Origin of the sequence: Sorangium sp. So ce385, from assembly GCF_051474135.1 — a bacterium.
Taxonomy (GTDB): domain Bacteria; phylum Myxococcota_A; class Polyangia; order Polyangiales; family Polyangiaceae; genus Sorangium; species Sorangium cellulosum_D.
On record NZ_CP150337.1, the window covers coordinates 7,534,557 to 7,560,858 of the forward strand.

14 protein-coding genes are annotated in these 26,302 nt (G+C 71.5%); 3 read left to right on the forward strand and 11 right to left on the reverse strand.

The annotated features are described in order from the left end of the window. The first annotated feature begins 328 nt into the window (after nt 1-328). The gene (locus WME83_RS27345) at nt 329-2,800 is read left to right on the forward strand and encodes a PAS domain S-box protein (protein ID WP_437312628.1); all 2,472 of its coding nucleotides are present in this window, start codon (nt 329-331) and stop codon (nt 2,798-2,800) included. 367 nt (nt 2,801-3,167) lie between these two features. Here WME83_RS27345 and lon read toward each other — a convergent pair whose 3' ends face one another. The 4 genes from lon to WME83_RS27365 all read right to left on the reverse strand — a co-directional run bounded on the left by lon (nt 3,168) and on the right by WME83_RS27365 (nt 9,143). After that, entirely contained in the window at nt 3,168-5,567 is a 2,400-nt protein-coding gene (gene lon / locus WME83_RS27350; RefSeq protein WP_437312629.1) for an endopeptidase La, read from the reverse strand. A 235-nt stretch (nt 5,568-5,802) separates the two neighbouring features. Further along, complete coding sequence (locus WME83_RS27355; protein ID WP_437312630.1) at nt 5,803-7,620, reverse strand: LA_2272 family surface repeat-containing protein; 1,818 nt, start codon at nt 7,618-7,620, stop codon at nt 5,803-5,805. 54 nt (nt 7,621-7,674) lie between these two features. Next, nucleotides 7,675-8,544 (reverse strand): tetratricopeptide repeat protein, encoded by an 870-nt coding sequence (locus WME83_RS27360; RefSeq protein ID WP_437312631.1) that lies wholly within the window; start codon nt 8,542-8,544, stop codon nt 7,675-7,677. After that, entirely contained in the window at nt 8,541-9,143 is a 603-nt protein-coding gene (locus tag WME83_RS27365; protein ID WP_437312632.1) for an RNA polymerase sigma factor, read from the reverse strand. Before WME83_RS27365 ends, WME83_RS27360 begins: the two co-directional genes overlap by 4 nt. 493 nt (nt 9,144-9,636) lie before the next feature. Here WME83_RS27365 and WME83_RS27370 point away from each other — a divergent pair, with 493 nt between their 5' ends. Beyond that, nucleotides 9,637-10,212, forward strand: a complete 576-nt coding sequence (locus WME83_RS27370; protein ID WP_437312633.1) for a hypothetical protein — start codon at nt 9,637-9,639, stop codon at nt 10,210-10,212. 24 nt (nt 10,213-10,236) lie between these two features. Here the strand turns inward: WME83_RS27370 and WME83_RS27375 are convergent, their stop codons facing one another. Together WME83_RS27375 and WME83_RS27380 are read right to left on the reverse strand one after the other, a co-directional pair. Then, on the reverse strand, nt 10,237-11,223 hold the full coding sequence (locus WME83_RS27375; RefSeq protein WP_437312634.1) for a serine/threonine-protein kinase: 987 nt from the start codon (nt 11,221-11,223) through the stop codon (nt 10,237-10,239). Nucleotides 11,224-11,942: 719 nt separating this feature from the next. Further along, nucleotides 11,943-13,283: a S1 family peptidase gene (locus WME83_RS27380; RefSeq protein ID WP_437312635.1), complete on the reverse strand. Its 1,341-nt coding sequence runs from the start codon at nt 13,281-13,283 to the stop codon at nt 11,943-11,945. Nucleotides 13,284-13,998: 715 nt separating this feature from the next. Here WME83_RS27380 and WME83_RS27385 point away from each other — a divergent pair. Further along, entirely contained in the window at nt 13,999-15,000 is a 1,002-nt protein-coding gene (locus WME83_RS27385) for a hypothetical protein (protein WP_437312636.1), read from the forward strand. Nucleotides 15,001-15,399: 399 nt separating this feature from the next. On the opposite strand, the gene WME83_RS27390 is transcribed toward WME83_RS27385, so the two are convergent. From WME83_RS27390 to WME83_RS27410, 5 genes are all read right to left on the reverse strand, one after another. Then, nucleotides 15,400-16,392: a trypsin-like peptidase domain-containing protein gene (locus tag WME83_RS27390; protein WP_437312637.1), complete on the reverse strand. Its 993-nt coding sequence runs from the start codon at nt 16,390-16,392 to the stop codon at nt 15,400-15,402. A 77-nt stretch (nt 16,393-16,469) separates the two neighbouring features. After that, nucleotides 16,470-17,912 (reverse strand): hypothetical protein, encoded by a 1,443-nt coding sequence (locus WME83_RS27395; protein WP_437312638.1) that lies wholly within the window; start codon nt 17,910-17,912, stop codon nt 16,470-16,472. A 1-nt stretch (nt 17,913) separates the two neighbouring features. After that, entirely contained in the window at nt 17,914-18,900 is a 987-nt protein-coding gene (locus WME83_RS27400) for an effector-associated domain EAD1-containing protein (protein WP_437312639.1), read from the reverse strand. Between the two features lie 346 nt (nt 18,901-19,246). Further along, nucleotides 19,247-20,548: a PAS domain-containing protein gene (locus WME83_RS27405; protein WP_437312640.1), complete on the reverse strand. Its 1,302-nt coding sequence runs from the start codon at nt 20,546-20,548 to the stop codon at nt 19,247-19,249. Between the two features lie 106 nt (nt 20,549-20,654). Next, nucleotides 20,655-25,955 (reverse strand): trifunctional serine/threonine-protein kinase/ATP-binding protein/sensor histidine kinase, encoded by a 5,301-nt coding sequence (locus WME83_RS27410; RefSeq protein ID WP_437312641.1) that lies wholly within the window; start codon nt 25,953-25,955, stop codon nt 20,655-20,657. Nucleotides 25,956-26,302 lie beyond the last annotated feature (347 nt).

The following is a 26,302-nucleotide window of genomic DNA, read 5'->3' on the forward strand; positions in this document are numbered from 1 at the left end:
GCTCTTCCTGGCCAGCCCTCCTCGTCGGCGGGCCGGTGTCAGCGTCCCTTCACGATGGCGCTCGTCCCGCTCCCGTCGGGAGACATCACCCTCGCGCTGCTCCCGGCGATGGTTCCGGAGGAGCTCAGCGCAAAACAGCAGACGCCCCGGCAAGCGAAGGAGGAAATAGAAAACAGGGCGACAAAGGACAACCGCATCGATCAAGCATCCGTGCGATCTCGGCGACCCTCGCTACCTCCCAGACCGCCTCCGCCCGGCGGCCGTCGCCCGCTCCCGTCGGAGGACGCGGCCTGGCCCTCCGGTTCGTTCGAGGTACTCTGGATGGAACATGAACGCGGCAGCGTCGGCGCGGGGACACGACGAGGAGGGTAGAGTCGACCTGCAGTTCCGCCTGCTCGCCGAGATGCTCCCTCACATGGTCTGGGCCGCTCGCGGCGACGGAGCATGGGATTACGTCAACGACCATTGGCGCACGTACACCGCGCTGACGGCGGAGCAGTTGATGCGCGCGGGCTTCGCCGCCGCGGTCCATCCGGACGACGCAGCCCGCAGCGCGGCAGCGTGGCGGGCCACCGTCGAGCGCGGCGCGCCGTTCGCCGAGGAGCTCCGCTTGCGGCGCCACGACGGCGCCTACCGCTGGTTCCTCGCCCGCGGAGAGCCCGTCAGGGACGGCGCCGGCCGGGTGGTTCGCTGGCTCGGCACGTGCACCGACATCGACGAGCGCAGGCGCGCCGAGACGGGTGCGCCGGGGCAGGTCGACGGCGAGCTGCGCTGGAAGGCGGCCCTCCTCGAGCAGGTCGGCGAGGCCGTGGTCGAGTCCCGGATGCAGCTCGTCGAGGGGTCGGATCGGCGGCGGCTCGTGCTGGAGACCGCGCGCGACGTCACGGCGCGCAGGAAGGCCGAGGAGAGCCTGCGCGAGAGCATGGCGCGCTTCCGCAACATCGCCGATCACGCGCCCATGGTGATCTGGGTTACGGCCCCTGACGGCTCGTGCATTTACGTCAACCCGCGGTGGCGCGAGCTCACGGGTCAGACCGAGGCCAAGAGCCTCGGCTTCGGCTGGCTGGCGGCGGTGCACCCCTCCGAACAGGAGGAGGCGGCGGAGACGTTCCGGCGGGCCACGGCGCGCCGCGAGGCCTTCAGGATCGATTACCGGTTCCGCCGCAGCGACGGCGCGTATCGCTGGTGCATCGACGCGGCGCACCCGTGGATCGGGCCGGACGGCGAGTTCCTCGGCTACGTCGGCTCGGTCATCGACATCACCGAGAGGAAGGAGGCGGAGCTGCTCCTGCGCGAGAGCGAGGCGCGCTTCAGGCAGCTCGCCGACGCGATGCCGCAGATCGTCTGGACGGCGAAGCCGGACGGCAGCATCGATTACTACAACCGTCGATGGCTCGAGCTCGCCGGCGCGGAGGACGCGCAGGTGGGCGGCGATACCTGGATCTCGTTCCTGCACGAGGACGATCGCCAGCGGGTCCTCGACACCTGGTCTCGCTGCGTGGCGACCGGCGCTCCCTACGAGGTCGAGCACCGCACCGCGTTCCCCGCAGCCCGCGAGCCCCGGTGGTATCTGGTCCGCGCCGTGCCGATCCGGGGGGCCTCGGGCGAGATCGTGCGGTGGTATGGCACCTGCACGGACATCCACGACGCCAAGCTCGCGGAGGCGGCCCTGAAGGAGGCGGATCAGCGCAAGGACGATTTCCTGGCGATGCTCGCGCACGAGCTGCGCAATCCGCTCGGGCCCATCCGCAATGCGGTCGAGCTCCTGCGGCACACGGCCGAGCAGCAGCCGGCGCTCGTGCGGGCGTGCGGCGTGATCGACCGGCAGGTCTCTCACATGGCCCGGCTGGTGGACGATCTGCTCGACGTTTCCCGCGTCGCGCGCGGCAGGGTCCAGCTCCGCAAGGAGCGCTGCGACCTGGCGCGTCTCCTCCGGCACACGGCCGAGGATTACCGCAGCACGCTGGAAGCGAGCGGCCTGCGGCTCGATCTGAAGCTGCCGGCAGGGCCGGTCTGGGTGCTCGGCGACCCGACGCGGCTGTCGCAGGCCGTGAGCAACCTGCTGCACAACGCCAACAAGTTCACCGATCCGGGCGGCCGGGTGACGGTCGCGCTGTCGGTGACGTCGGAGAGCTCCGCCGTGGTCCGCGTCCGCGACACCGGCATCGGCGTGGATCCCGCGACGCTCGCGCGCATGTTCGAGCCGTTCAGCCAGGCCGATCGCAGCCTGGACCGCAGCCGGGGCGGGCTCGGGCTCGGCCTGGCGCTCGTGAAGGGCCTGATTGGGCTCCACGGCGGCACGGTCTCGGCCGAGAGCGGGGGAATCGGCCACGGGACGGAGATGGTCCTCTGCCTGCCGATCGAGCGCAGCCCGGGCCCGCCGTCGGAGCGCTCCGCGCCGCCCTCGCGCGGCTCGTCGCACGCGCTGCGCATCCTGATCATCGAGGACAACGTGGACGCCGCGGAGAGCCTGCAGGCGCTCCTCGCCCTGTACGGCTATGACGTCGAGATCGCCCTGTCCGGGCCTGCCGGCGTGACAGCGGCGCGCTCGTTCCGCCCGGAGGTCATCCTGTGCGACATCGGTCTCCCTGGCGGGATGGATGGATATGGAGTGGCGAGGGCCTTGAGGGAAAGCGTAAACCTCTCATCACCCTCGCTGATGATCGCGCTGACCGGCTATGGTCAGGAGGAAGATCAGCGCCGGGTCCGGGAGGCTGGCTTCGACATGCACTTCATCAAGCCGATCGATCTGTCGTCTCTCCAGCGGCTCCTCGCGTCGCTCACCCTATCACCCACCTGATCCCGTGAGCGCCTCGGGGCGGTGCCCCCCGCAGCTCGGTGCTTTTCGATGAACGACGCCCCCAACACAACAACGTAAGCGCCGGCGGGGGGCTGTGCGCGGCGGCGCGCGGGTGGGCGCGGCGAGCACCGAACGAGGTGCCATAAGCTCCCAGCGGGCCCCACGTCTCAGGCGCGCCTTGTGTGGCGCGCGACGAAACGTCCCAGGAGGCATGGCCCGAAGTGAGACATGCCGGGCGGTGTTCTCAGCGCAAGCGCCCACGCCGCCCGCCTCGGCGGATGGCCGAGCGCCCACCCGCGCGCCGCCGCGCACAGCCCCCCGCCGGCGCGCGCGGCTCGGCACAGCCGCGCGCGCTCGCCCCCCTCCGCTACGCGGCCGCCGCCGGCTCTCCCGCCGTCGCGTTCGCCGCCGCGCCGCCGCCCACGGCCTCGATCGGCGCCTCCTCCAGCGCCGCCGCGATCACCTGGCTCATGTCCTCGACGAAGATGATCTCCAGCCCAGCCCGCACCTCCGCCGGGATCTCCTCCGCGTCGCGCGCGTTCTTCTGCGGCAGGACCACCCGCGTGATCCCGGCGCGGTGCGCCGCGAGCACCTTGGACTTGATCCCGCCGACCGGCAGCACCCGCCCGCGCAGCGTGCACTCGCCCGTCATCGCCGTGTCCGAGCGCACGCGCCGCCCGGAGAGGAGCGACGTCAGCGCCGTGAACATCGTCACGCCCGCCGACGGCCCGTCCTTGGGCACCCCGCCCGCCGGGACGTGGATGTGCAGATCCTCCGTCTCGAGCTTCGCCGTGTCCACGCCGAGCTCGCCGGCGTGGCTGCGCACGTAGGTGAGCGCCGCCTTCGCCGACTCCCTCATCACGTCGCCGAGCTGGCCCGTGATCTCGACCCTCCCCTTCCCCGGCATCCGCGACGTCTCGATGAACAGGATGTCCCCGCCCACCGGCGTCCACGCGAGCCCGGTCGCGACCCCGGGCACGCTCGTCCGCTCCGCGACGTCGCTGAAGAACCGGACCTTGCCGAGGTACTTGCCGAGATCGCTCGCCTCGATCACCACGCGCGGCGCCTTGCCGTCCGCCGCGCGGGCGATCTCCAGCGCGACCGCCCGGCACAGCTTCTTGATCTCGCGGCCCAGCTGCCGCACCCCGGCCTCGCGCGTGTAGTCGCGCACGATCGCCGCGAGCGCCTCGTCCGCGATCGACAGCGATCCCGGGTCGATCGCGTGCTCCTTGAGCTGCTTCGGGACGAGGTGCGACCGCGCGATCGCGATCTTCTCGTCCGGCGTGTAGCCGGACAGCTCGATGACCTCGAGCCGGTCCCGGAGCGGCGCGGAGAGCGCGCCGAGGTCGTTCACCGTGCAGAGGAAGACGACCTCCGACAGATCGAACGGCAGCTCCATATAGTGGTCGACGAACGTCCGGTTCTGCTCCGGATCGAGCACCTCCAGGAGCGCCGCCTCGGGCGAGCCGCGGAAGCCCGCGCCGAGCTTGTCGACCTCGTCGAGGAGCACGACCGGGTTCTTCACCTTGGCCTTCTTCAGCGCGTGCACGATGCGCCCGGGCAGCGCGCCGACGTACGTCCGCCGATGGCCGCGCAGCTCCGCCTCGTCGTGCACGCCGCCGAGCGAGATCCGCACGAACGGCCGGCCGGTGGCGTCGGCGATCGACTGGCCGAGCGAGGTCTTGCCCACCCCGGGCGGGCCCGCGAAGCACAGGATGGTCGCCCGCGCCTTGCCGGTCAGCTTGAGCACCGCCATGTGCTCCAGGATGCGGCGCTTCACGTCGTCGAGGCCGCGGTGATCCTCGTCGAGCTTCGCCTGGACCGCGTCGAGGTCGTCCTTGACGGTCGCCCGCGCGCTCCACGGGAGATCGGCGATCCACTCGAGGTAGGTGCGGATCACGTTGTGCTCGGCGCTCTGCGGGCCGACCGACTCGAGCCGCCGGAGCTCCCGGTCGGCGACCGCGCGCGCCTCCTCGGAGAGCCCGGCCTCGTCGAGGCGCCGGCGGAGAAGCGACAGCTCGTCCTCGCCCTCCTCGCCGCCCGCGAGCTCCTTCTGGATGGCCCGGAGCTGCTCGCGCAGGATCACCTCGCGCTGGCCCTTGCCGAGCTCGCGCCGCACGTCGCTGTCGATCTTCTTCTTCAGGTCCGCGAGCGCGGCCGCCTCGGAGAGCAGGCCGGCGACCCGCTGGAGCCGCGGCACGACGCGCAGCTCGGCGAGCACCTCCATCTCCTTCTCGGTCGGGAGCCCGAGCGCGCCGGCGACCTGATCCGCGAACAGGCCCGGCTCCGCCCGGCTGGCGGCGGCGATCTCGGCGAGGTTCGTCGCGGTCTTCGGGCCGAGCTCGCGGGCGCGCTCGCGCAGCGACGCGGCGAGCAGGCGCGCCTCCTCGGCGTCGCCGGGGAACTCCGGCGCGAGGGCGCCCTCGGCGCGCCAGTACGGCTCGGTCTCGACCAGAGCCGTGAGCGCGAAGCGATCGAGCCCCTCGATCACCAGCCGGTAGCCGTTCGAGACGCGCGTGACGTCGACGACCCGGGCGAACGTGCCGATGTCGTGGAGATCCTCGCGGCGCGGATCCTCGCGCTTGGGGTCGCGCTGCGCGATCACGCCGATCACGTCGCCGGGGTGGACCGCGCCGAGCAGCGCCACCGAGCGGGGGCGGCCCACCGGGAGCGTGAGCACGGTGCCCGGGAAGAGCACGCCCGTGCGGAGCGGGAGCAGGGGGAATGGAGAGCGAGGCGCGCTGGCGCCGCTGCGAAGCTGGCTCATGCGAACTCCTGGGGCAGCGAAAGGCTCGCGCCATCCCTGCCGGATCGGATCGGTGGACGGTTGGCTGCGGAGCGCCGCGCCTCCGCCCGGTCAGGGCGGCGCGCGGCGCGCGGATGGGTCGCTCACGTAGACCGCCGCGAGCGACCGCTCGGGCGAGCTCCATGAATCGATGAACGGAAAGTAAATTCGTTCATGCGTCCGTCAACCCGCCCTGCGAGCGAGCGCGGCGGTCAGTTCAGAACGCCTCGACGCCGAGCACGATCCCGGGCCAGCCGCGCCAGGGGTTCACGGTGTCGCCCTCACCGAGGGCTTTGCTGCCGTACGGGCTGAGCTGGCTTTCCTCGGCGGTGGCGCCGTTGGCGACGTTGTAGCTGGGGCCGCCGAAGACCGCGAGCTTCGGGGAGAGGCGGTAGCCGAGGAGCGCGCGCGCCTGCCCCATCACGGCCGAGAGGTTGCCCGTCGAGGGCTCGAGGAGCGAGTACCCGAGCAGGTCCACATCGATGAAGGCGCGCTCGCGGAGACGCATGCGGCCGCCCAGGCCGAGCGAGAAGGCCAGCAGCGGGTCACGTGCCAGGCGGACGCCGACCCCGTAGATGTTGTGGATGTGGACGCTCCCGTGCTTGAGGCCGGCCATCACGATGCCGGACTCCGTGCCCCACACGTCGACGTGGTTGCGGCCGTTGCGAATGAAGTTGAGCAACCCGAACGAGAACTGCGCGTCGTCGGCGTAGTTGACGAGGCCGATCTGCGTCCCCTCCACCTTGCCGGTGGCCACGTTGACGAGCCCGAGCTGCACGTCGGTCGACTCGCCCGCAGCCACGTTGATCAGGCTGAGCTGCGTGTCGGTCGACTTGCTCACGGCCACGTTGGCGAGGCCGAGCTGCACGTCGGTCGCCGCGCCCACGGCGACGTTGATGGCGCCGAGCTGCACGTCGGTCGCGTCGCTCACGGCGGCGTTGGCCACGCCGAGCTGGAGATCGGCCGAGGCCCCAGCGGCGAAGTTGATCGCGCCGAGCTGCGCCCCGTCCACGGCGCCGACGGCGACGTTGAACAAGCCGCCCTGCGCGCCCGAGACCGGGCCGGCGGCGACGTTGATCGAGCCGAATTGCACGCCCGAGAGCGACCTGGCGAGGTTGAGGCCCGCGGCGAGCTGCGTGCCGCGCGCCGGGCCCAGCGCGAGGTTGGCGCCGGCCGCGAGCTGGACGCCGCACACGAACGACGAGGCGATGTTGACGCCGGCGCCGACCTCGATGCCCGAGATGCCCGCCGTGTAGCCGCCGACGAGGTTGAGCGAGTAGCGGCGGACGACGTTCGTGCCGTCGTACGTCGAGGTGCCGACGAACGGGGCGATGTCGGCGCCGAGGAAGACGTGCTTCGCGCCGGGGGCCGAGCACCGGGGAGGCTCCGGGGGCGCGGGGCGCGCGGGCTGCGAGGAGCGCGCGGCCTGCGCCTGGCGCGCGGCGCCCGCGGGCGCGGCCTGCCCGACGGCGGCCGGGGGCGCCGGGGGCGCGGCAGGCTCCGGCTGCGCGGCGGGCGGCGCCTCGGGGGCGCGCTTGCCGAACGTCGCCGCGAGCTCCGCGGCCTCGTCCCGGACCAGGTTGCCCGCGAGCAGGGCGATCGCCTCGGCGGCGCGATCGGGATCCCCGGGGATATCGATGGTGCGCTCGATGCGGCGGCCGTCCGCGGCGCTGTAGCTCAGCGTGACGCGGCCGTCGGGCTCGCCGCGGAGCACCAGCGTGGGGCGCCCGGCGGCCGCCGCGCGGGCCAGCGTCACGCCGGCGCCGAGCTCGCGCTCCACGGCGGCGCGCACCGCGTCGGGATCGAGCGTCCACGGCGCGCCGTCGACGACGAGATCGACGCCGGCGGCGCGCGGCTCCTCGGCGAGGGCGCGCGCGGGAGGCGCGGCGGCCGCGGCGAAGGCGCCCGCGGCGGCGAGGGCGCGCAGGAGCGCGACGCCCGCGCGGAGGCCTGCGCCGCGCGCGGACGTCGTCCGATCGCGGCGCGGCGAGCCCCGCGGCGGCGCGGGCGGAGGAGCGATGTGGGGTGTGTTCATCGACCGTGCTGTGCCCGCTCGCGGCGCGTTCGTTCACGCGCGCGACGCTCGCGCTCACTCGTCCGCGCTGCGCATCGCCTCGAGCAGCGAGCGCGACTCGGTCTGGCGGTAGCCGCCGAATGAGCCCTGCGCAAACGGCTCGAGCGCCCGCTGCGCCTCGTCCTTGCGGCCGAGGCGAACGAGGCAGAGGGCGCGGTTGTACTGGGCCTCGACGGCGAAGCGGCCGCGTGGGGCGGCCGCGAGGTAGGCGTCCCAGGCCGAGAGCGCGGACGCGGGATCGCGCTCGACGAAGTGCGCGCGGTGCGCCGCCTGATAGAGCGCGTCCGCGTCGGGACCCGGCGGCGGGCGCTGGATGGCCTGAGGATCGCTCGCTGACGCGCGCGCGGGCGCGGGCGCGGGGCGCGCGGCGCTCGGCGCGACGGGCGGGCGCGCGCGCGGCGCGACCGCGAGCTCCGGCGCGCGCTGCGGCGCGGGGGCGACCGGGGGATCGGCGGTGGGCAGAGACGGCGGCGGCGGCGCGGGCGCGATGGGCGCGGCGCTCGCCTCGGCCTCGGGCGGCGCGGGCGCCTCGACCTCGGGCGCCTCGGCCTCGGGCGCGGGCGCGTCGGCCGCGTGCCGCGGCCCGGAGCGCGCGCGCGGCGGCGGCGCGGGAGGATCCCTCGGCGGCTCGGCCGCGCTCAGGCCGAGCTGGGACGCGATGTCGTGGAAGGCGTCCGGGAACCAGCGCGCGGCCGAGGCCCACGCGGCCGAGCCGACGAGCACGGCGGCCAGCGGGACGACCACGCGGACCGTGGTGAGCCGGCGGGCGCGCTGCGCCTTCAGGCTCCTCATCACGCGGGCGCGCGTCTCGTCGCGGCGGGCGACGGACGCGTCCGCCTCCTCGCGCAGCGCGCGCGCGGCCTCGCGGAGCACGTCGTCCTTCATGGGGTCCTCTCTTCCAGCAGCGTCCGGAGCTTCTGCTTGGCGTGGAACAGCCGCGTGCGCACCGTCGCCTCGGGCACGCCGAGGATCTCGGACACCTCGCGCGCGCTGCGCTCCTCGACCTCGCAGAGCACGAACGTCGCGCGCTGCGCGTCCGGCAGCGCGTCGAGGGCCCGGTTGAGGGCCTGGGCGAGCGCGGCGCGGCCGGCTTCCCGCTCGGGGCTCGGCGCGTCGTCCTCCTCCGGCTCCAGGGCGAGCCGCGCCATGGCGGCGCGGCGGCGCGCGGCGGCGCGGAGGTGGTGGCGGGAGTGGTTGACCGCGATCGCGATGAGGAACGTCTTGAGCGACGAGCCGCCGCGAAACCGCTGCGCGGCCTGCGGCAAGCTGACGAAGACGTCGTGCGCCAGGTCCTCGGCGGCGGCGTCGTCGCCGGTGAGGCGGCGGGCGAACCCGCGCACGGCCGCGTAGTGCTTGTCGTACGCCTCGCCCACCGCGGCGGCGTCCCCGCGCCGAAGCCGCTCGACGAGCGCCTCCTCCTCGTCCTGCGCGCGCTCGGCGCCGCGGGAGAAGAGGAACGGCATCACGAGCGCGATGGCCCTCATCGGCCGCGACCTCTCCGCGGCGCTCGCGGGGTGACCGGGGCCCGCCGCCTCTCCCGGCGGAAAGCCCGCCGCTCGCTCCGTCCCTTCTCGGTCCATCCCTGCGTTGTCATGGTTACATCCGAACGGGCCCAGCGGCGCTGCCCTTTTGACGTCGACCGGCGTCGGTGGGGTCGGGGCGACCTGTGGCACAGGGCTTCGTGCCCGGCGTGGCGGCGATCGTTCATGGGGCGGCGTCGGTTTCGTGCCCGGACGGGTCCGGGACGTTCAACCCCGGTGGGGGAAATCGATCTCGGCCGGCGACGCCGACCTCCGGGGGTGGTCCACCTCACCGCGCCGGGGGTTCGGGGCGGGGTGGGCGTCGAGATCGTGCGGAGGCGCGGGAGCGTTGAACGGAGCGCGCGGCGGCGGGCACGCAGCGTCGGGTGGGCAGAGGGCGCCGCGGGACGTGCGGCGCCGCTGCCCTGGGTCCATCGCTGATCAGGAGTGATGACGTATGAGCATGCGCACCGCCTTCGAGTGGGGCCTCGGCCTCTGTTTGTGCTTCGTCTCGACGACGATGATGGGTTGTTACATCAACACCAACGGGCGTTGCGACTGGGATGAAGATGAGGAGGAGTGCTTCTGGGACGAAGGCCCCGACGCTCCCCGCGGGGAGCGCCCGGACCGCGACGACGACGATGATGATGATGGCGACGGCGCGGGCACCGGCGGCGAGGGCGGCGTCAGCACCGGCGGCGCGGGCGGCGCGGGCACCGGCGGCGAGGGCGGCGTCAGCACCGGCGGCGCGGGCGGCGCGGGCACCGGCGGCGAGGGCGGCGTCAGCACCGGCGGCCAGGGCGGGAGCTCCTCGGAGGACCCGGGCGCCTGCGAGGCGGACTGCGACTGCCCGAGCGGCAGCGCGTGCGTCGAGGGGACCTGCAAGACGCCCTGCGCGGCGTCGTGCGATTGCCCCGAGGGCGAGTCCTGCGAGGCCGGCTATTGCGAGCCGCCGCCCGAGCCGGCGATCTCCTGCGAGGCGGACTGCGACTGTCCGAGCGGCAGCGCGTGCGTCGAGGGGACCTGCGCCTGAGGCGCACGGTGCTTCCCGGGCGCCCTAGCTCAATGTGACCCGGGTCGCCTCCGCGCTCGCGGGTCGGGTCGCCGCGATGCTCGCGGTGGGCACATCGGCGTCCAGCGGAGCGCGCCTGGGCTCGCCCCGCGCCTCCGCCACCGGCGGCGGCGGACGCCAGGACCCCGTGGCGAGCGCCGCGAACGTCCGCGCGAGCTCCTCGACCGTCTGAAATCTCAGCGCGGGATCCCTCTCCAGCGCGCGCTCGAAGAAGCCGTCCAGCTCGACGGGCAGCCCCGGCGCGGCCTCGGAGATGCGCTGCACCCGGCCCACCGAGACCAACATCAGGTGCTCTCCCACGGTCCTCCCCTGGAAAGGCAGCTGTCCGCAGAGCGCCCGGTACATCACGAGGCCGAGCGACCACAGGTCGGTGCGGTGGTCCAGCAGCGACCTGCCGTCGAGCTGCTCGGGGCTCATGTACCAGAGCGTGCCGAGGAGCTTCCCCGACGTGGAGATCCCTGCCCGACCGAGCTCCTTCACGATGCCGAGATCCAGGAGCTTGATCCTCTCCTCCTCATCCTGGGACGAGATGAAGAGGTTCGCCGGCTTGATATCCCGGTGCACGAGCCGGATCGCGTGCGCCTTCCGCAGCGCACAGGCGATCTGCGGCAGGAACGCGGCCACCTCCTGCACGGTCAGCGTCCCGCGCCGCAGCAGGCGCGCTTCGAGATCCTCCCCGTGGAGGAGCTCCATGACGATGTACGGCGTCCCGGCGTCGACGCCGAAGTCCATGATCCGTACGACGTGATCCGTCTCCGAGCCGAGCCGGGCCGCCGCCCTGGCCTCGCGCGCAAACCGCTCGCGCGCGCATCTGTCGGAGGCATACGTGTCCGACATCAACTTCAGGGCGACCGGGCGCTCCAGATCGAGATCCAGAGCTTGCCAGATGGTCCCCATGCCGCCTGCCGAGATCCGTCGTTCGGTCCAGTAGCGGCCCGCAACCAACCTTGGAATCACGCTGTCACGGGTCATGGTGCCTCTCTCCTGATTTGACGAGTCAATCGAGCCGGGTCCGCGCACGACGGCGCCGAGCGCGCCTCTGCGCGTCCGGCGCAAGGAAGACAGGTCACCCCTGCGAGGGCGTGAGCTCCGTCCTCGACGAGGACGAGCTGCCTCGGCGAACGCACAGCCCCTCTCGCGGAGGCGCCCCCCGGGCGCGCAGAGCGCTAGTTGGTCAGGTGTGATAGATGTGGAGAGCCCGCCGGCTCGTCCCCTGGACCAGCGTCGGAGTGAGGCGAATCGGCGTTCGTCGTCGATGTTTGCAAGGCATGTGCCCCAGGGTATCCGCTGCTGCCGAGGCCATGGATCACCCTACGTGGGGGCCCTATCCCACCGGGGAGCTTCGCGGGTCGCGCGTCGGCGATATGCCGGGGTGAGGTTCAGCGCTGGGGTAATTCGTCACATCGTGGCAAAACCATCGTGGCAGGTTCGCCTCGATCGCGACCGGGCTCGCGGCCAGGGGCGCCGCTCGCGAGCCTCTCCGCCGGCGACGCCGGCTCGCGCAGGATTCCGACGTAACGGCCGTACGCCGCGCGACGCGGAGCATTGCAGCGCCGGACCCGATCGGTCATGCTGAACGGTTTCCACGTTGGCACGGCGCTCCTCGCGTGCTCACGTGGTCCTTTTACTTTGCCATGGATGGGCCGCCGTCCGGCTGTTGCGAGCCGCCGCCCGAGCCGGCCCGTCCGCGGCTACGGTGCGTGCGAGACATTGACGTTCAGCACCGACTCGGCGGCCCGGATGCCCTGGTAGAGGCTGTCGCACTCGCTGTATCCGGCCACCTGGAGCCCGTAGGCGACGTGCGAGGCGTACATCGGCGCGCCGCTGTCGCCGCCGGTCCCGCAGAACGACCCCCGACCCAGCTTGCGCACGGTCACGCCGCCGTACGTGGCCGTGACCCCGAGCTGGGTGACGTACCCGCAGTCGCTGCGGCCGTAGAAGGCGCCGGTGGTGCAGATGCGCATGCCCAGCACGCTCGTGTGGTCGGATTTGATCGTATACGTCGTGTTGGTCGTGGTGTCCGGCCCGCTCGTGACGTGGACCCACGGCTCCGGATCCCAGCCGCCCGGGTTCTTGATCCGCAGGATCGCCATGTCGCCGCCCTTGTGCCACTCCCAGTGCCACACGGAGCCGATCACATGGCTGGAGTTGTCCGTGAAGCGGGTCGACCAGTCGTCGGTGTTTCCGGGCGCGCAGTGCCCGGCGGTGAACTGATAGAGCACGTCGTCGACCTTGCTCTTGGCGATAAACGCCCCGGTGCAACCCGTTCCGGAGTTGGTGATCCGGATACCGCCGCGCAGCGGCGGGTCACAATGGGGATAGACGCAGGCGCGCGCCGTGGCGCGGCCGGCGTACGAGCCGAGCGCGAGCACATCGCCGAGCTCCGCCCTCGCGGCGGCGACCAGCTCGCGCTGGGCATCCGTCAGCCGGCCCTCGGCTGGTACCTGGAGCTCGACCGCATTGAGGTCCGCCCGCAAGCCGGCGGTCAGGGTCGCGTCCGCGCCGTCGTTGACCTTCTCGATCTGATCGCCGAGCCGGTCGTTGGCGCGCTCGAGCTCCGCCATGGAGCGGCGCACCTCGACGATGTCGTACCCTTCGGTCAGGCCGATCTTCCGGGCCGCGTCCCGCACGACGGCGAGCGCGTCGGTGCCGGCCTTGCCCGCCACGCCGACGATGATCCGGTCGCCGCGGGCGGCGTCGATCCAGGTGCCGCCGAACTGGTCGCCCAGACCGGCGCTGACCAGCTCTTCGAGCTCTGGCGCGAGCGTCTGCCAGCCGAGCCGCTGCTGCGCTTCGGCGTACGAGATGCCGCGCTCGCGGGCAAACCCCACCACTTCCCCGTCCGGCTCGGCTCGGGTGGCCGAAGACGGAGAGGAAAATCCGTTGGGCGACAGGTGTCCTTCCAAGGCGGAGTCCTCGTGGGAAGGCTCGGTGTCCGGATCGGCCGTCAAGCATCCCGAGAGCAGCGCCGTCACGACGGGGATGGCGAGCCATTGGAGGGACAGCGTGGTCTTTCGATGGCGATCGTACATGATCATCTCCGTTCTCGATCACAGGCTCTGCCGGGGAGACGCGGCGTGACTCCGCCGATGAGCCCACCCAAGGATCACGATCACAGGCCGCCGCGCGACACGCGCGCTCGCCGCGGAACAACCGCCTGCTGACATCGGCGATCCTGCGGCGCCCGTCCGAGGGTGCGCCGCAATCCGCCAATCAGCAACGGGCGTGCCGATGAGCTCGCCGCGAGCCGACGTCGGCCGCCGATGCGCTTCGAGATCACCGCGATGCGCGCGGCGTGGCTCTGGCGCACGCGCGTCGGGACCGAGGTCGTCGATCTCGCGCGCGTCCAGGGGCTGAGGAGGGCGCGGTCGACATGTCGACCTCATCGACAGCCACGAGATCACGGCGGAATCGGCTCGCCCCTGCGGCGCGCTCCCGCCCGGCAACCGACGCGGCTGCTCGACCCTGGGGCGTCTCGCCGGAGGGGCGAGCCTCCACACCTGGAGGCCACGGCCTCCAGGCCGCGGCCCTCATCCCGGCACCTCGCTCCGCCGGCGGCCTCCCGGGCGCGCGGCGCCGCCATGCAACTCGCCGTCAGCGCATCGACCTCCCTCGCGAGCGGCGACACGCGCGTTCGGCGTCTGATGCCGGGATCAAGTCGTACGACTTAACACAACTTAACAGCCAGCGGACGGAGTCTGCGGTACTCACGCGGCGGGGGGAAAACACCGCCTCAGGAGAATCCTTATGAGCGAGAAGAGCACCCTGTCGATGGATACCGATGCTCGTCGTCCGTCGCGCGCCGTCTGGCCGCGCGTCGGCGCGGCGCTGTTGCTCCTCGGAACCCTCGGCGGCGCCGCGTGCACCGCCGGCGGCGCCGTCGAGGAGGAGAGCCTCGGCGAGGCGAGCCTGCTCGGGTCTTATCATCTGACGAGCACCTATACGGGCAACGTCGGAGACACCCGCGGCTGGCTCATCGAGTGGGAGGTCCCCGAGTTCGTCAACGAGTCCGAGGCCTGGGGCGTGGTGGGCCAGTGGTACTACAACCTGGAGTCCGGCATTTACCACACCCCGGACGGGTGGTTCGTCTACTACTTCGGAGATGACAACGGGGTCACGGGGAACCACGCGAGCTGCAACAATCAGTGGGGCTCGGGGGGCACCTGCGGCGGCTCGCTCAGCGGCCTGCAGCCCGGGGATCAGGTCGTCTTCAAGTACGAGTGGTGCACGTCCGCGCGCGTCGCCGACGTGAACGGCTCGCTGCTCTGCCTCTATGTCGACATGAAGGACGGCGCCGGCTGGCAGTTCCTCGCCCAGGACACGCGCACGACCGTCGAGATGTACGCGCACGACATCGAGCATTTCCGCGACGTGGGCCCGCAGTACGCCGAGCCGCAGATCTCCTGCGACACGCCCATCAAGATGCTGCGCCAGCAGCTGAAGACCACCTCGGGCACCTGGCAGAACATGTCGGGCTCGAGCACCTGGTCGTTCTACAACGAGCCTCCTTACGTTTACCAGAACAAGAACCTCAGCGCGTCGCCGTCGACCTGGGAGTCTTGCTTGCAGTGCAGCAGCCTGCCCACATGGCAGTCGGGGCAGGTGTATACGCCCGGCACGCTGGTCACCCAGGGCGGACAGTTCTGGCAGGCGAAACAGCAGATCTGGTGGTCGCACCCGGACTGCACGCCCAGCAACCCGGCCTCCTGGTGCCCGGCCGAATGGGCCCGCCTCGGGTCGTGTAACTGATCGCGGATCTCTCCCGGCGACGCGCGCCGGAGGCAAACCTGCGCTCGGGGGTTGATGCGCACCGGGCGCATCAACCCCCCTGCGAGCAGGGTGCCTAAGCTTTGTGCCGCCGGAGGGCGGACGCGACGCCCTCCTGGAGCGTCAGGAACGTCCTTAACCCCGCCAGCGTGACGCCGAGCGCGGCCAGCTGCTGCGCCGCCTGGCGGCCCAGCATAGCGCTCGTGAGCGGCCGACGCGTCCTGGTCAGGAGCGACGGCGCCGTGCAGCAGAGACCGAACACGGCCCGGGCCGCTGCTCGATTTCGCGCTCCTCCCGCCGTCACAGACGCCGGGGCCGTCGAGACTCGTGGGCACGGTGTCGATGGGATCTACCCGCTCGGCGTGTCATTGGCTGAGGTCGTCAAGCGGACGCGATCCCGCGGATGACTGCGTTGATGTGGATCCCCTCGTTTCGATAGCTCGCCTGGCTGTTCTTCACGCCGGGCTCCCTGAGCATGCCGCCGCTGTGGTGCAGCGCGACCACTCGCCATCGCTTGTCGAACACTGGGGCGCCTGAGGAGCCCGGCTGCGTGTCGGTGAGGTACTGCACCCGGTCACGGCCCACGAAGACAACTCTGTTGTGGAAGAAGGACATCTGTTTTGGCAGGCCCATCGGGTGCTGGATGATGTTGACACGATCGCCCGTCTTGATCTCCACATCGGCGAGATCGAGGGGCGCGTAGCGCTTCTCTGGCTCACCCGACATTGCGACCACGGTCCAGTCGTCGCCGTTCATGGCGTCTGACGTCTTGTAGAACCGTTCCGGCGCGAGGCGGAACGGGACCGCCGCTGCGGCGAGACCATCCGGTGTGCGCTGATAGTTGAACTGCACCTCCGCGGCTCGGGCAGCGTCCGCGTCGGGGAGTACATGATGATTGGTCACGAGGAGTCCGCCCCGGATGAGGAAGCCTGAGCCGCAGCTCCCCGACGGGAGCACGATGCGGGCTACCGCGTTAGCACGCTGGAAGCCGATCTCCAGGAAGCACACGTCCACCAGCGTGTCCTCCTCGCCGCTGACCAGCTTCTCGAGATCCCCCGCCGTCGGGCCCCTCCACGTCGCGGCTCGGATGTCCGGACCTTTGACGGCGGGGATGGTTCCGCGCTCCTTGGCGAGGCGGAGCGCCTGGTTCTTCGGGTACGCCTGAAGCGCGAAATCGACGATGTCGAGCACCTGGTCCTGGTTGTTGGCATACGAGAGTATGTTGAACCAGTTCAGGACCGCAGCGTCGCTGAACTTGATCATCCCCGCCTTGAGGCCAACGGCCTTCACGACGAGCCGAGACTCGTCCTTCTCCGGATAGAGATCGGCGAGCACGTCGGCAAGGTTCACGAGAGCGGGCCCATCCCATGTCATCGAAGACCTCCTGAATCGTCCACAAAGGGCGCGTCCGAGCGAGGGCGCCCGCGCGACCGCCTCGTCCTGCGCCGTGGCTAGAACCGCCACCGCGCGCTCGTGTTGACGCCCCAGCCATCGTCCCCGGTTCGTAGTGAGAGCATGGCGCCGAACAGACGGAAGTAGGACCGCAGCGTGCGCTCCGTTGAGACATACCCGGCGCCCAGCTCGAGCCAGCTCGCCACGTTGACGCTGAGGCCGGTGCTGAAATTGAGCCCGTGAAGCTGGGCGTACTCGACGTCGGTGCCCAATCGGACGCGCCCGAGGTACGACGTGACACCGAGGCCGATCGCGCGGTCGCCCTCCTCGCCGCCCCTCCAGCGTTCGCTTTGGCCGAGGATGTTCTGAACGCTGAGCCCCAGGCGGAGCTGCGGGACGGGATCGTAGGCCAGCGATACACCCAGATCGCCGGAGCTCGTGACCCGGGTCGCCGTCAGGATGTCGTCTTCGTGGGCGACTTCTTCGTCCTGATAAAAGTAGTGGGTGCGCATCACCCCGGTTGGTTCACTGTCGGCCTGGACGAGAAACTTCCCGCTCAGCGCCAGGGAGACATGATGGGTGAGCGGGTGAGAGACGGCCAGGACGAAGGCATGCTCGTGAGACCAGGACAAGATGTCGTACGTCTCGCCCTGTCCGAAGGTGAAGCTCCGGTCCTCGGTGTCTGCCTGGAGGTAATAGCCGAACCCGACACCCCAGCCATGGCCCTGGCCCCAACGGAGGCCTACCGAGAGATAGTAGGGCTCGGGGACGTGGATGTCGGAGTTCGTCAGCACCTCCCACCCCTCCGCGAACCCGAGGGCTGCTGCGTTCGTGACCAGCGCGGAGAGGGCGTCTCGCCCCGGTGCGTAGCGGAAGCCCGGCGAGAGGAACTGCGTCGTGCGCGCTCGAGCGAGCAGCCCCCCGAGCTTCGTGTTTGGACTCACCGAGTCGACGGGTAGCAGCTCCTTCGTGATCCGGTCGAACGGGGGACCGTTGAGGACGCCTTCGCCGAGGAACATAAAAAGCTTGCTGAAGAAGTCGAGGGCCGGCGCCGTCACGGCGGCTTGTTGATTCGAACCGGCGTCCTGAGCCGCGACTTTTGCAGTCTTCGTGTCGATCGCGGCACAGTTCACCGCGATTTCGTGGCTCGGCGCCGGGTAGTAAAGAGCGTTCCCCTGCCAGACCAAGCGTCGCTCGTCCACGTAGAACGGCTCCGTCGTCGGATCCTCGCCGGCGCCCGACCAGTACTGAAGCGTCAGCGGGCGGTCGACGACCTGGCGGTACCGGAGCCAAGAGAACCGGAAGTAGCCGTTCTTCGCCGTGGTCTGGGGCTTCGCGTCGACGTCCTCGATGAGGACGACGACGCCCTGCGCGGGCTCCTTGGACGGGCCGCAACGCACGGTGCCGCCCAGATCGACGCGCTGCGCGTGCGCTTCCGCGGAGCTGAGGCCGAGGGCCAGACCGGCCGCCGTCGCCAGCCCCTTGGTGCTGTTGTGGAGCATGTTAGTTTTTGAGAGGGCTCAATTCTATATCATCCATGACGACGTGCTCGGCGTTCACCTTCATGGTCTTGTCGGCCGCGGCGAACCCGGGGTGCGAAGCATGGATCGTGATGATCTCGCCGCGACGGATATCTTTCAGCTCGCCGATGAACCTGCCGGCCGTGTCCGTCTTGGCGAAGAAATCATAGGCATCGGCATTCAGCATCGCGCCCGCCACCGCCTTCTTGCTGTGCAGCTCGACGACACGCCCCTCGATGTGCACGCGCGGGAAGATATCGCAGCCATCGGAGGATGCGAAGGTCGCGCGTGCGGCCGTGCGCACGACGACGCCCGAGGCGACAGCGACAGCGAGGGCAATCGCGGCCACCCGCCCCCACCGTGCCGAGCGCTGCGCTGAACGTGCCAGCGCGCCTCCCGCGATCAGGGCGCCGCCCGTCGCTGCGACGATGGCGAGCGCCATGCTCATCGGCCCGCGCCTCGGGCACGGGAGACCGAAATGGAGAGCATGTCCCAGCACGAAAAGCCCCAGAAGCAGCGCAGCGAGGCCGAGCATTGCCACGCCGATGCCGCGAAGGACGAGGTGCCGCGGCCAGGGCGAAGACGCCACCCCGGGCTTTCGCGTGGCCGGTCCGGCGGCATGGGAATCGGCGGTAGCGCTGGATGCCCCGGATCCAGCGGCGACGGAGCCGGTGGCGGTGGTTGAGCCGGAGGCGGGCGGCGCCGGCTTCGACGCCTCCTCAATGGCGCGAATCCGTCTCTCTTGCGCTGGAAACTCTCGGATCGCGACGTCGACGACAGCGTCGACTCGGTCCTGGTTGTGGGCGTATTGGAGGATGTTGAACCAGTTGTCCTCGGCTCTGCCGCTGAATGCGATCTTCTTTGCGTCCAGGAGTGCGGCACCGACGACGCGCCGCGACGCTCCCTCGTCCACGTAGAGATCGGCGAGCACGCCGGCCAGCTCCACCAGCGCGTCCGGCTTCCAGGGCATCGTGCCTCCTGGGCAAAGCAGCCTCGTCCATCCCTACCGTCCTGTCAAGCGGTCGCCATGGGCGCGCCCTCGGGCGGGTACTCGTCAGAATCCCATGATCTCCGGGCTGCTTCCGCCGTCACCTGCACTCCCGGCGCATAAGGATCCCGCCCGATTCCCATTTCGGTCTCGCCAATCTCGATGGGGGCGTCTTTCTGCGCCGGCGCCAGCCCGAATAGGCGCGTGATCCCGTTCGAGGGCCCCTCGACTCCTCCACCGTCGCGCCTACCCGCGCCATCCTCCCGCTGCGACAGCCGGGAAAGGACCTCCCGAGTCGCTCGTCCACGACAGGCCTGGCGCGCGGTCCCTACACCTTGTGCCGCCGGAGGGCGAACGCGACGCCCTCCTGGAGCGTCAGGAACGTCTTTAACCCCGAAAGCGACACGCCGAGCGCGACCAGCTGCAGCGCCGCGTCCGGGCCGAGGCCGGTCAGCACCGGCTCCGCGCCGAGCAGCCGGACCGCGCCGGCCGTCCGCTCGAGCTCCATCGCCATCCCCTCATCCATCCTCGGCACGCCCGTCACGTCGATGATCGCGGTCCGGGTGCCCCGCGCGACGATCCCCGCGAGCAGCGCCGACCGCATGCCCTCGCCGCGCCGCGCGTCGAACTCCCCCACGAGCGGGACCACGACCGCGCGCCGGGAGATCGGCACGATCGGCGTCGACAGCGCCCCGAGCGCCTCGACCTGCGCCCGGAGCGCGATCTCCCGCTCGCGCAGCCGGCTCTCCTCCTCCTGACGCTGCCGGAGCTCGGTGATGTCGGTCAGCGAGAGGATCGCCTCGGGCCGCCCGTCGCCCAGGGCCGTGATGCGCACGTCGACGTGCCGGCGCCCGTCGCCGCCGTCGCCGTCGAACAAGAGCTCCGTCCGCTCGGACGCCCCCTGATCGATCGCGCGGCGCACCCGCTCGAGCACCCGCGCCGCGTCGCCCGCGGGCACGAGCTCCTCGAGGGACGACGGGACAGCGCCCGCGGAAGGCCCGCCGGCCCCCGGCGGCGGCCGGTACTCCAGACAGCGCCCCTGCCGATCGACCCGCAGGATGCCCTGCGGCAGGGCGTCGAGCAGCGCGCGGAGGTGCGCCTCACGCTCGAGCAGCGCCGCGTGCGCCCTCGCGCGCTCCCGCTGGTGCCGCCACTTCGCGCTCAGCGCCGCGGCCATCTGCCGCACCTCCACCGGCTCGAACGGCTTCTTGAGGATCAGGTACCGATCCACCTGCGAGAGCCGGCTCGCGATCTCCTTCCACGACAGGTCGGTGTACGCCGTGCAGAACACCGCTTGCACGTCCGGATCCTCCTCGAAGATCCGGTGGATCGTCTCGACCCCGTCGATCCCGGGAGGCATCCGGAAGTCCACGAACGCCACCGCGTAAGGCTCCCCGCGCGCCCGCGCCTGCCGCACGAGCTCGACCCCCTCCTCCCCCTGGTGCGCCAGCGTGAGCTCGACGTCGAGCTCGACCACCGGGAGCGTCATCGGCGCGTCGAGGTCGCCGAAGAGCTCGGCCTCGTGCTCCTCGAGCGACGATCTCTGGGGCCCGACCTTCAAGATCCGCTGGAAATCGCTGTGGATCGCGGCGTTGTCGTCGACGACCAGGATCCTCGTTCTGTGGAGCACGCTCGCCTTGTTCATCGGTACCTCGGCCCGCGCCGGCCCCCTCGATCTGAGCGAGCCAGCCCTGCCGTGCACGGAAGATCGCCGCTACGCACCGTCCGGGCGCGCGTCAAGCGAGCGCCTCGGCGCGGCGCTTCCCGCTCCGGGGCGCGGCGGCCGGGAGCTCGAGCGTGAACTTCGCGCCCTGGCCGGGGCCGTTGCTCTCCACGCGGAGGTCCGCGCCGAGCAGGCGGGCCTCCAGCACGCTCGCGTGCAGGCCGAGCCCCGTGCCCTCGGGCCACGTGGTGAACCCCTGCTGGAACAGCCGCGCCAGGTGGTCCGACGCGATGCCCACGCCGGTGTCCTCGACCTCCACCGAGCAGCCACCCCCCTGCCGCGGCGCGCACCGGACGAGGACCCGGCGATCCGGGCCCACCGCGTGGCACACCGCCCGCCGCGCGTTCGTGATGAGGTTCGTGACGATCTGGAGCAGCCGGTGCCGGTCCGTCTCGACCCGCGCCTCGTCCGAGAGCTCGCAGACGACCTCGATGCCGTGGTGCGCGCGCTCGGCGCGGTTCAGCCCGACGCGCAGGGCGTCCTCGACCACCGAGGAGACCATGACCGGCTCGACGATGAGCTTCATCCCGGCGTTGCGCAGCTGATCGGACACGATGTCGCGGATGCGGGACACGCACTCGCCGAGCTCCGCGAGCTCGCCGGCCGCGGCCTCCTGCTCGGCCGCGAGGTGGCGCGCCAGCTCGTCGACGTACTCGATCAGCCGCTGGCCGCGCGGGTCGTCCGAGAGGAACCCGGCGAGGTCGTCCTGGTGCCCCTTCAGGAGCTGCGCGACCTGGCCGAGCCGCGGGACGCGCGAGCCCGCGATCCGCTCCGAGAGCTGCATCCGCAGCACCATGACGCTGTTCAGCGCGTTGCCCACGTTGTGCATGGCGCTGCCCGCGACCTCGGCCATCCCGGCCTTGCGCGCGGCGTCGACGAGCTGCTGCTGCGTGCTCCGGAGCTCGCGCGTGCGCTCCTCCACCATGCGCTCGAGGCTCTCGTAGACGAGCGCGTTGTTGAACGAGACGGCCGCCTGCGCGGCGAGCAGGTGCAGGATCTCGAGCCGCTCGGGCCCGAACAGCCCCTCGAACAGGTTGTTCTCCAGGTAGATCGCGCCGAGCGCCCGCCCCTTGAACAGCAGCGGCGCGCACAGCATCGACCGGACCTTGCGCGCGCTCACGTACGGGTCGTCCCGCAAGGCCGGGTCCCGCGAGGCGTCGGCGTAGATCACGCTCTGCCGCGTGCGCACCGCGAGCCGCACCGCCGAGGCGCAGACCTCGTCGCTCTGGTCCTCGAGCGGGATCGACGGCAGCGCCCTCGACGCCGGCGGGTGCGCCGTGCCCAGCGCGACGAGCGCGAGGCCGTCGCCGCGCACGAGCAGCAGCGCCCCCCGCTCGGCGCCGGCGTTCTCGACGAGCACCTGCACCATGCTGCTGAGCAGCCGCTCGACGACCAGCTCCTCGGAGAGCACGCGCGCCGCCTTGAGCAGCGTCTCCGCGTCGAACACGTCCGCCCGCGCGCCCCGCTCGCGCCCGGGCTTGATCAGCGGGAACTCCTCGGTCAAAAGCGCGATCTTGCGGTCCACGCCCCAGCGGCCGTAGGCCTGCAGCGCGTCGGTCAGGAAGTCGAGCGCCACGCGCGTCCTGCCGCGCGACATCCAGAAGCGGCCGGCCAGCTCGCACGCGAGCGCCTCGATGTTGACGAACGCGTGCTGCCGGCCCAGCGCGATCGCCTGCTCGTACAGCCTCGCGGCCTCGTCCACCCGGCCGTCCAGCCGCGCCGCCTCCGCCTCGACGAGCGCGTGCTTGTGGGCGAAGTTCGCCGGGCAGCTCTCCGCCCAGCCGCGCAGCCGCTCGCGGCACGCGTCGAGATCGGCCCGGAGCCGCGCCCGGTCCCCCTCCGCCGCCTCGGGCAAGAGCGCCGCCAGCGCCAGCGCGCGGTAGAACCGGAGCGCCGCGGTCTGGAACTTCCCCGCGAGGAAGCCGAGGTTCTCCTCCGCCTCGTCGGCCAGCCGCAGCGCCTCCGCGGGCAGGCCGTGCAGGTACAGGCACATCGCCTTGAGGATCTGGTAGTGGCAGAGCGCGTAGCGCGTCTGGTGCGCCTCGCAGTCCTTGAGGTACTGCTCCTCCGTCAGCGCCTCCTCGGCGACCGCGGCCGCGTCGCCCGTCAGGTCCCGCAGCGCCAGCAGCAGGCCGAGGATGCTGTGCGTGGCGACCGTGTGCTTGGTGCGCTTGGCGAAGCGCAGCGACGCGGGCAGCTCGTCGAGCAGCCCGCGCGCGCTCGCGCCGCGGAACAGCGGGTTGAGCAGCAGGTAGATGAGGAAGTAGCCCGCGAACTGCAGGTCCCCCGCGTCCAGGCCCGCCCGGTAGCCGTCCCGGAACAGCGCGTCCGTCTCCGACAGCGGCCGCACCCACGACTGGATGTTGTTGCCGAGGATGTAGCAGGCCCGGCAGAAGTCGCCCTGCATCCGGAACCGAAGGCCGATGTCCGCCGCCAGCCGGCCGAACGCGTAGCCCTGGTGGTAGTCGCCGTAGAAGTGCCCGATCAGGCCGCCGTACATGGCGAAGCCGTACGACGCCTCGGGCGTCAGGCCGTGCTCGAGCGAGATCCGCACGATGCTGCAGCACGCGAAGAAGTTCAGCTTCTCGAGCTTGAGCATGTACAGCGGGGCCATCAGCTCGTTGAGCACGCCCACCGCGAGCCGCTGGCTCTCGTCTTCGATCTCCTCCGCCTCGATCAGCGACGCCGGCGCCCGGCCGCCGAGCAGCTGCTCGACCCGCGCCGCCTCGGCCTCGACCAGCGCGTCGAGCTCCGCCGCGCTCGCGCGCGACGGCAGCGCCACGCCGACCAGCGCCAGCGCCTCCCGCCCGGCCTCCACCGTGTCGGTGAAGCGCCCGCGCATCGTGTACTGCACCATCCGCAGCTTCAGCAGGTCGGCCTTCTCCACCGCCGTCCTGGCGTAGCCGAGCGCCTCGGTGACGAGCGCCTCGGCCGCGTCCATCGCCCCGAGCAGGTACTCCACCTCGGCCAGCTGCCGCAGCAGGGCGAACGCGAGCGCGTAGTGCGACGCGAACGCGCCGGCCGGCAGCAGCCCGCGGCCCGCCTCCAGGTAGCGCCGCGCGGCGGCGTACGCGGTCGCCTGCTTGGCGCGAACGGCCGCCTCCAGGTTGAGCTGCGCGATCGCGAGCCGCTCCTCGACCGACTGCACGAGGCCGAGCCCCCCGTCGAGCTGCTCGACGATCTCGAAGATGCGCTCCGAGCGCTCCTCCGGCGCCGCGGCCGCGAGCAGCCGCCGGCCGATCCGCAGGTGGACCGCCTCGCGCTGCGGCCTGTCGATCAGCCCGTAGACGGCCTGCTGCACGCGGTCGTGCAGGAAGCGGTAGCGGCCCGCGGCGGCCTCGCCGGGCGCGCTCGAGGGCTCGCCGACCGGGAGGATGTACTCGTCGCGGATCGCCGGCACGAGGCGGCGCGCGACCTCCGCCCGGTCGAGGCCGGCGATGACCGCGAGCGTCTCCAGGTCGAACGTGTTCCCGATGCACGCGGCGAGCCTCAGGAGCTCGACCGTCCCGGCGTCGAGGCTGCGCACCCGCCCGCTCATCAGCTCGACGACGTTCTCGGTGAACCCGCGCGCCTCGATCTTCTCGATGTCCCACCGGAAGCGCCGCTCCTCCGGGCAGAAGGAGACGAGCCCGTCGGCGTCGAGCGCCTGCAGGAACTGCCGCGCGAAGAACGGGTTCCCCTCGGTCTTGTGCATGACGAGCCAGGCGAGCGGCTCCACCGCCCTCGGATCCTGCCTCAGGGTGTCGGCCACGAGCCGGGTCAGCGACGCGAACGACAGCGGGAAGAGCTTGATCGTGTTCACCGTCACCGAGGTCGCCTGCACGGACCTCAGCGTCAGGTGCAGCGGGTGGCTCTCGTTCACCTCGTTGTCGCGGTACGCGCCGACGAGGAGCAAGGGCCCGAGATCCTCGCCGCCGTGGAGCCCCTCGAGCAGCCAGAGGGAGCCGGCGTCGGCCCATTGCAGGTCGTCGAGGAACAGGACGAGCGGCTGCTCACGGTCGCAGAACGCCTTGAGGACCCCGCGGAACGCCAGCAGGAGGCGGTGCTGCGCCTCCGCCGGGCCGAGCTCGGCCGGCGCGGGCGGGACGTTCCCGGCGCCGAGGACGATCCCGAGCTCGGGCAGCACCTCGACGAGCAGCGACGCGTTCCTCCCGAGGCGCTTCAAGAGCGACTGCCGCGCGGCCTCGACGCGCTCCGCGCTCTCCGCAAGCACCTGCTGGAGCAGGCTCCGGAGCGCCTGGATCACCGCGGAATAGGGGATCCCGCGGTGGAGCCGGTCGAACTTGCCCGAGATGAAATAGCCGTGCTCCCGCGTGAGCGGCTTGTAGATCTCGTGCACGAGCGACGTCTTGCCGATCCCGGAATAGCCCGTGATCATGATCATCTCGCGGCTGCCGGCGAGCGCCCGCTCGAAGATCGACAGGTACTGCTGCGCCTCCCCTTCGCGGCCGTAGAGGCGCTGCGGGATGCGGAAATGACCGGAGACGTCGTGCTCGCCGGGCGGGAACGGGTCGATCCGCCCGGAATCGCGGAGCGCGCGCTGGCACCGCTCCAGGTCCTTCGACAGCCCCTCTGCGCTCTGGTAGCGCTCCTCCGCGTCCTTCGCGAGGAGCTTCATCACGATGGCCGACACGGCCGGAGGGACGGAGTCCTCGGGCAGCGGCGCGGGCGGCCGGGCGAGGTGGGCGTGCATCCACTCGAGCGGCCCCGAGGCGTCGAACGGCAGGCGCCCGGCGAGCATCCCGTAGAACACGACCCCGAGCGAGTAGAGGTCTGTGCGCCAGTCGAGGGTCCGGTTCATCCGGCCCGTCTGCTCCGGCGACATGTAGGGGAGTCTGCCCTCCTCGACCGTGCTCTGCACCTGCGGGTGCTCCTTGCGGAGCCGCGTCGAGAACATGAAATGCGTGAGCCGGACCGCGCCTGTCTCGGGGTCGACGAAGAAGCTCTGCGGCTGGATGTGCTTGTGGATCACGCCGCCGCCGTGCACCTCGGCGAGCGCGTCGGCCATGCGCGCCGCCCACGAGAGGAGCTCCTCGATCCGGAGCGGAGCGCGCGCGAGGAGCGCGTCGAGGGGCACGAGCCCCTCGTCCTCGAAGACGAGCACCGGTGTCTCGCCGGAGAGCTCCACCCGCGCCGGGCTCAGCGCGCGCGCGCCGTCGAGAGAGCGGGTGATCTCGAGTTCGTTGAGCAGCGCAGAGGCGGCCGCAGCAGCCGTGTGACGAGGTGAGTCGAGGTGCCCCTTGAGCAGCACGCGGCGCTCGTCGCTCTCCCGCACGGCGCGCACGAGGCTCCACCGCTCATTTGTCGTCTGCACAACCTCTTCGCTTCGATAGCCCACAGCTGCTTGCAAGGCTCTGCTCCGATCTGGCGAGGCGCTGACTGCCCTCCAGCAAGGGGCGGATAATAAGCCGCCGATCCGCGGCTGTCACAGAAATTGTCGAAACTCCAGGGAGAACTCGGCGTCTGTCGATGTCTGCGCGTGCTTGCCCGAGTTTTCCCGCGTTTTCCCGCGCTTTCCCGCGCTTTCCCGCGCTTGCGCGTGTTTGCGTACGTTTGCGCTCGAGACCATCGAGCCAGGGAGTGCGCACAGAGGCCCTGACGGTGCGCGGATCGAGGTCTCTCGTGCCCGGAGGACGCGAGCTCGCGCCGCGCAGGCGCGTT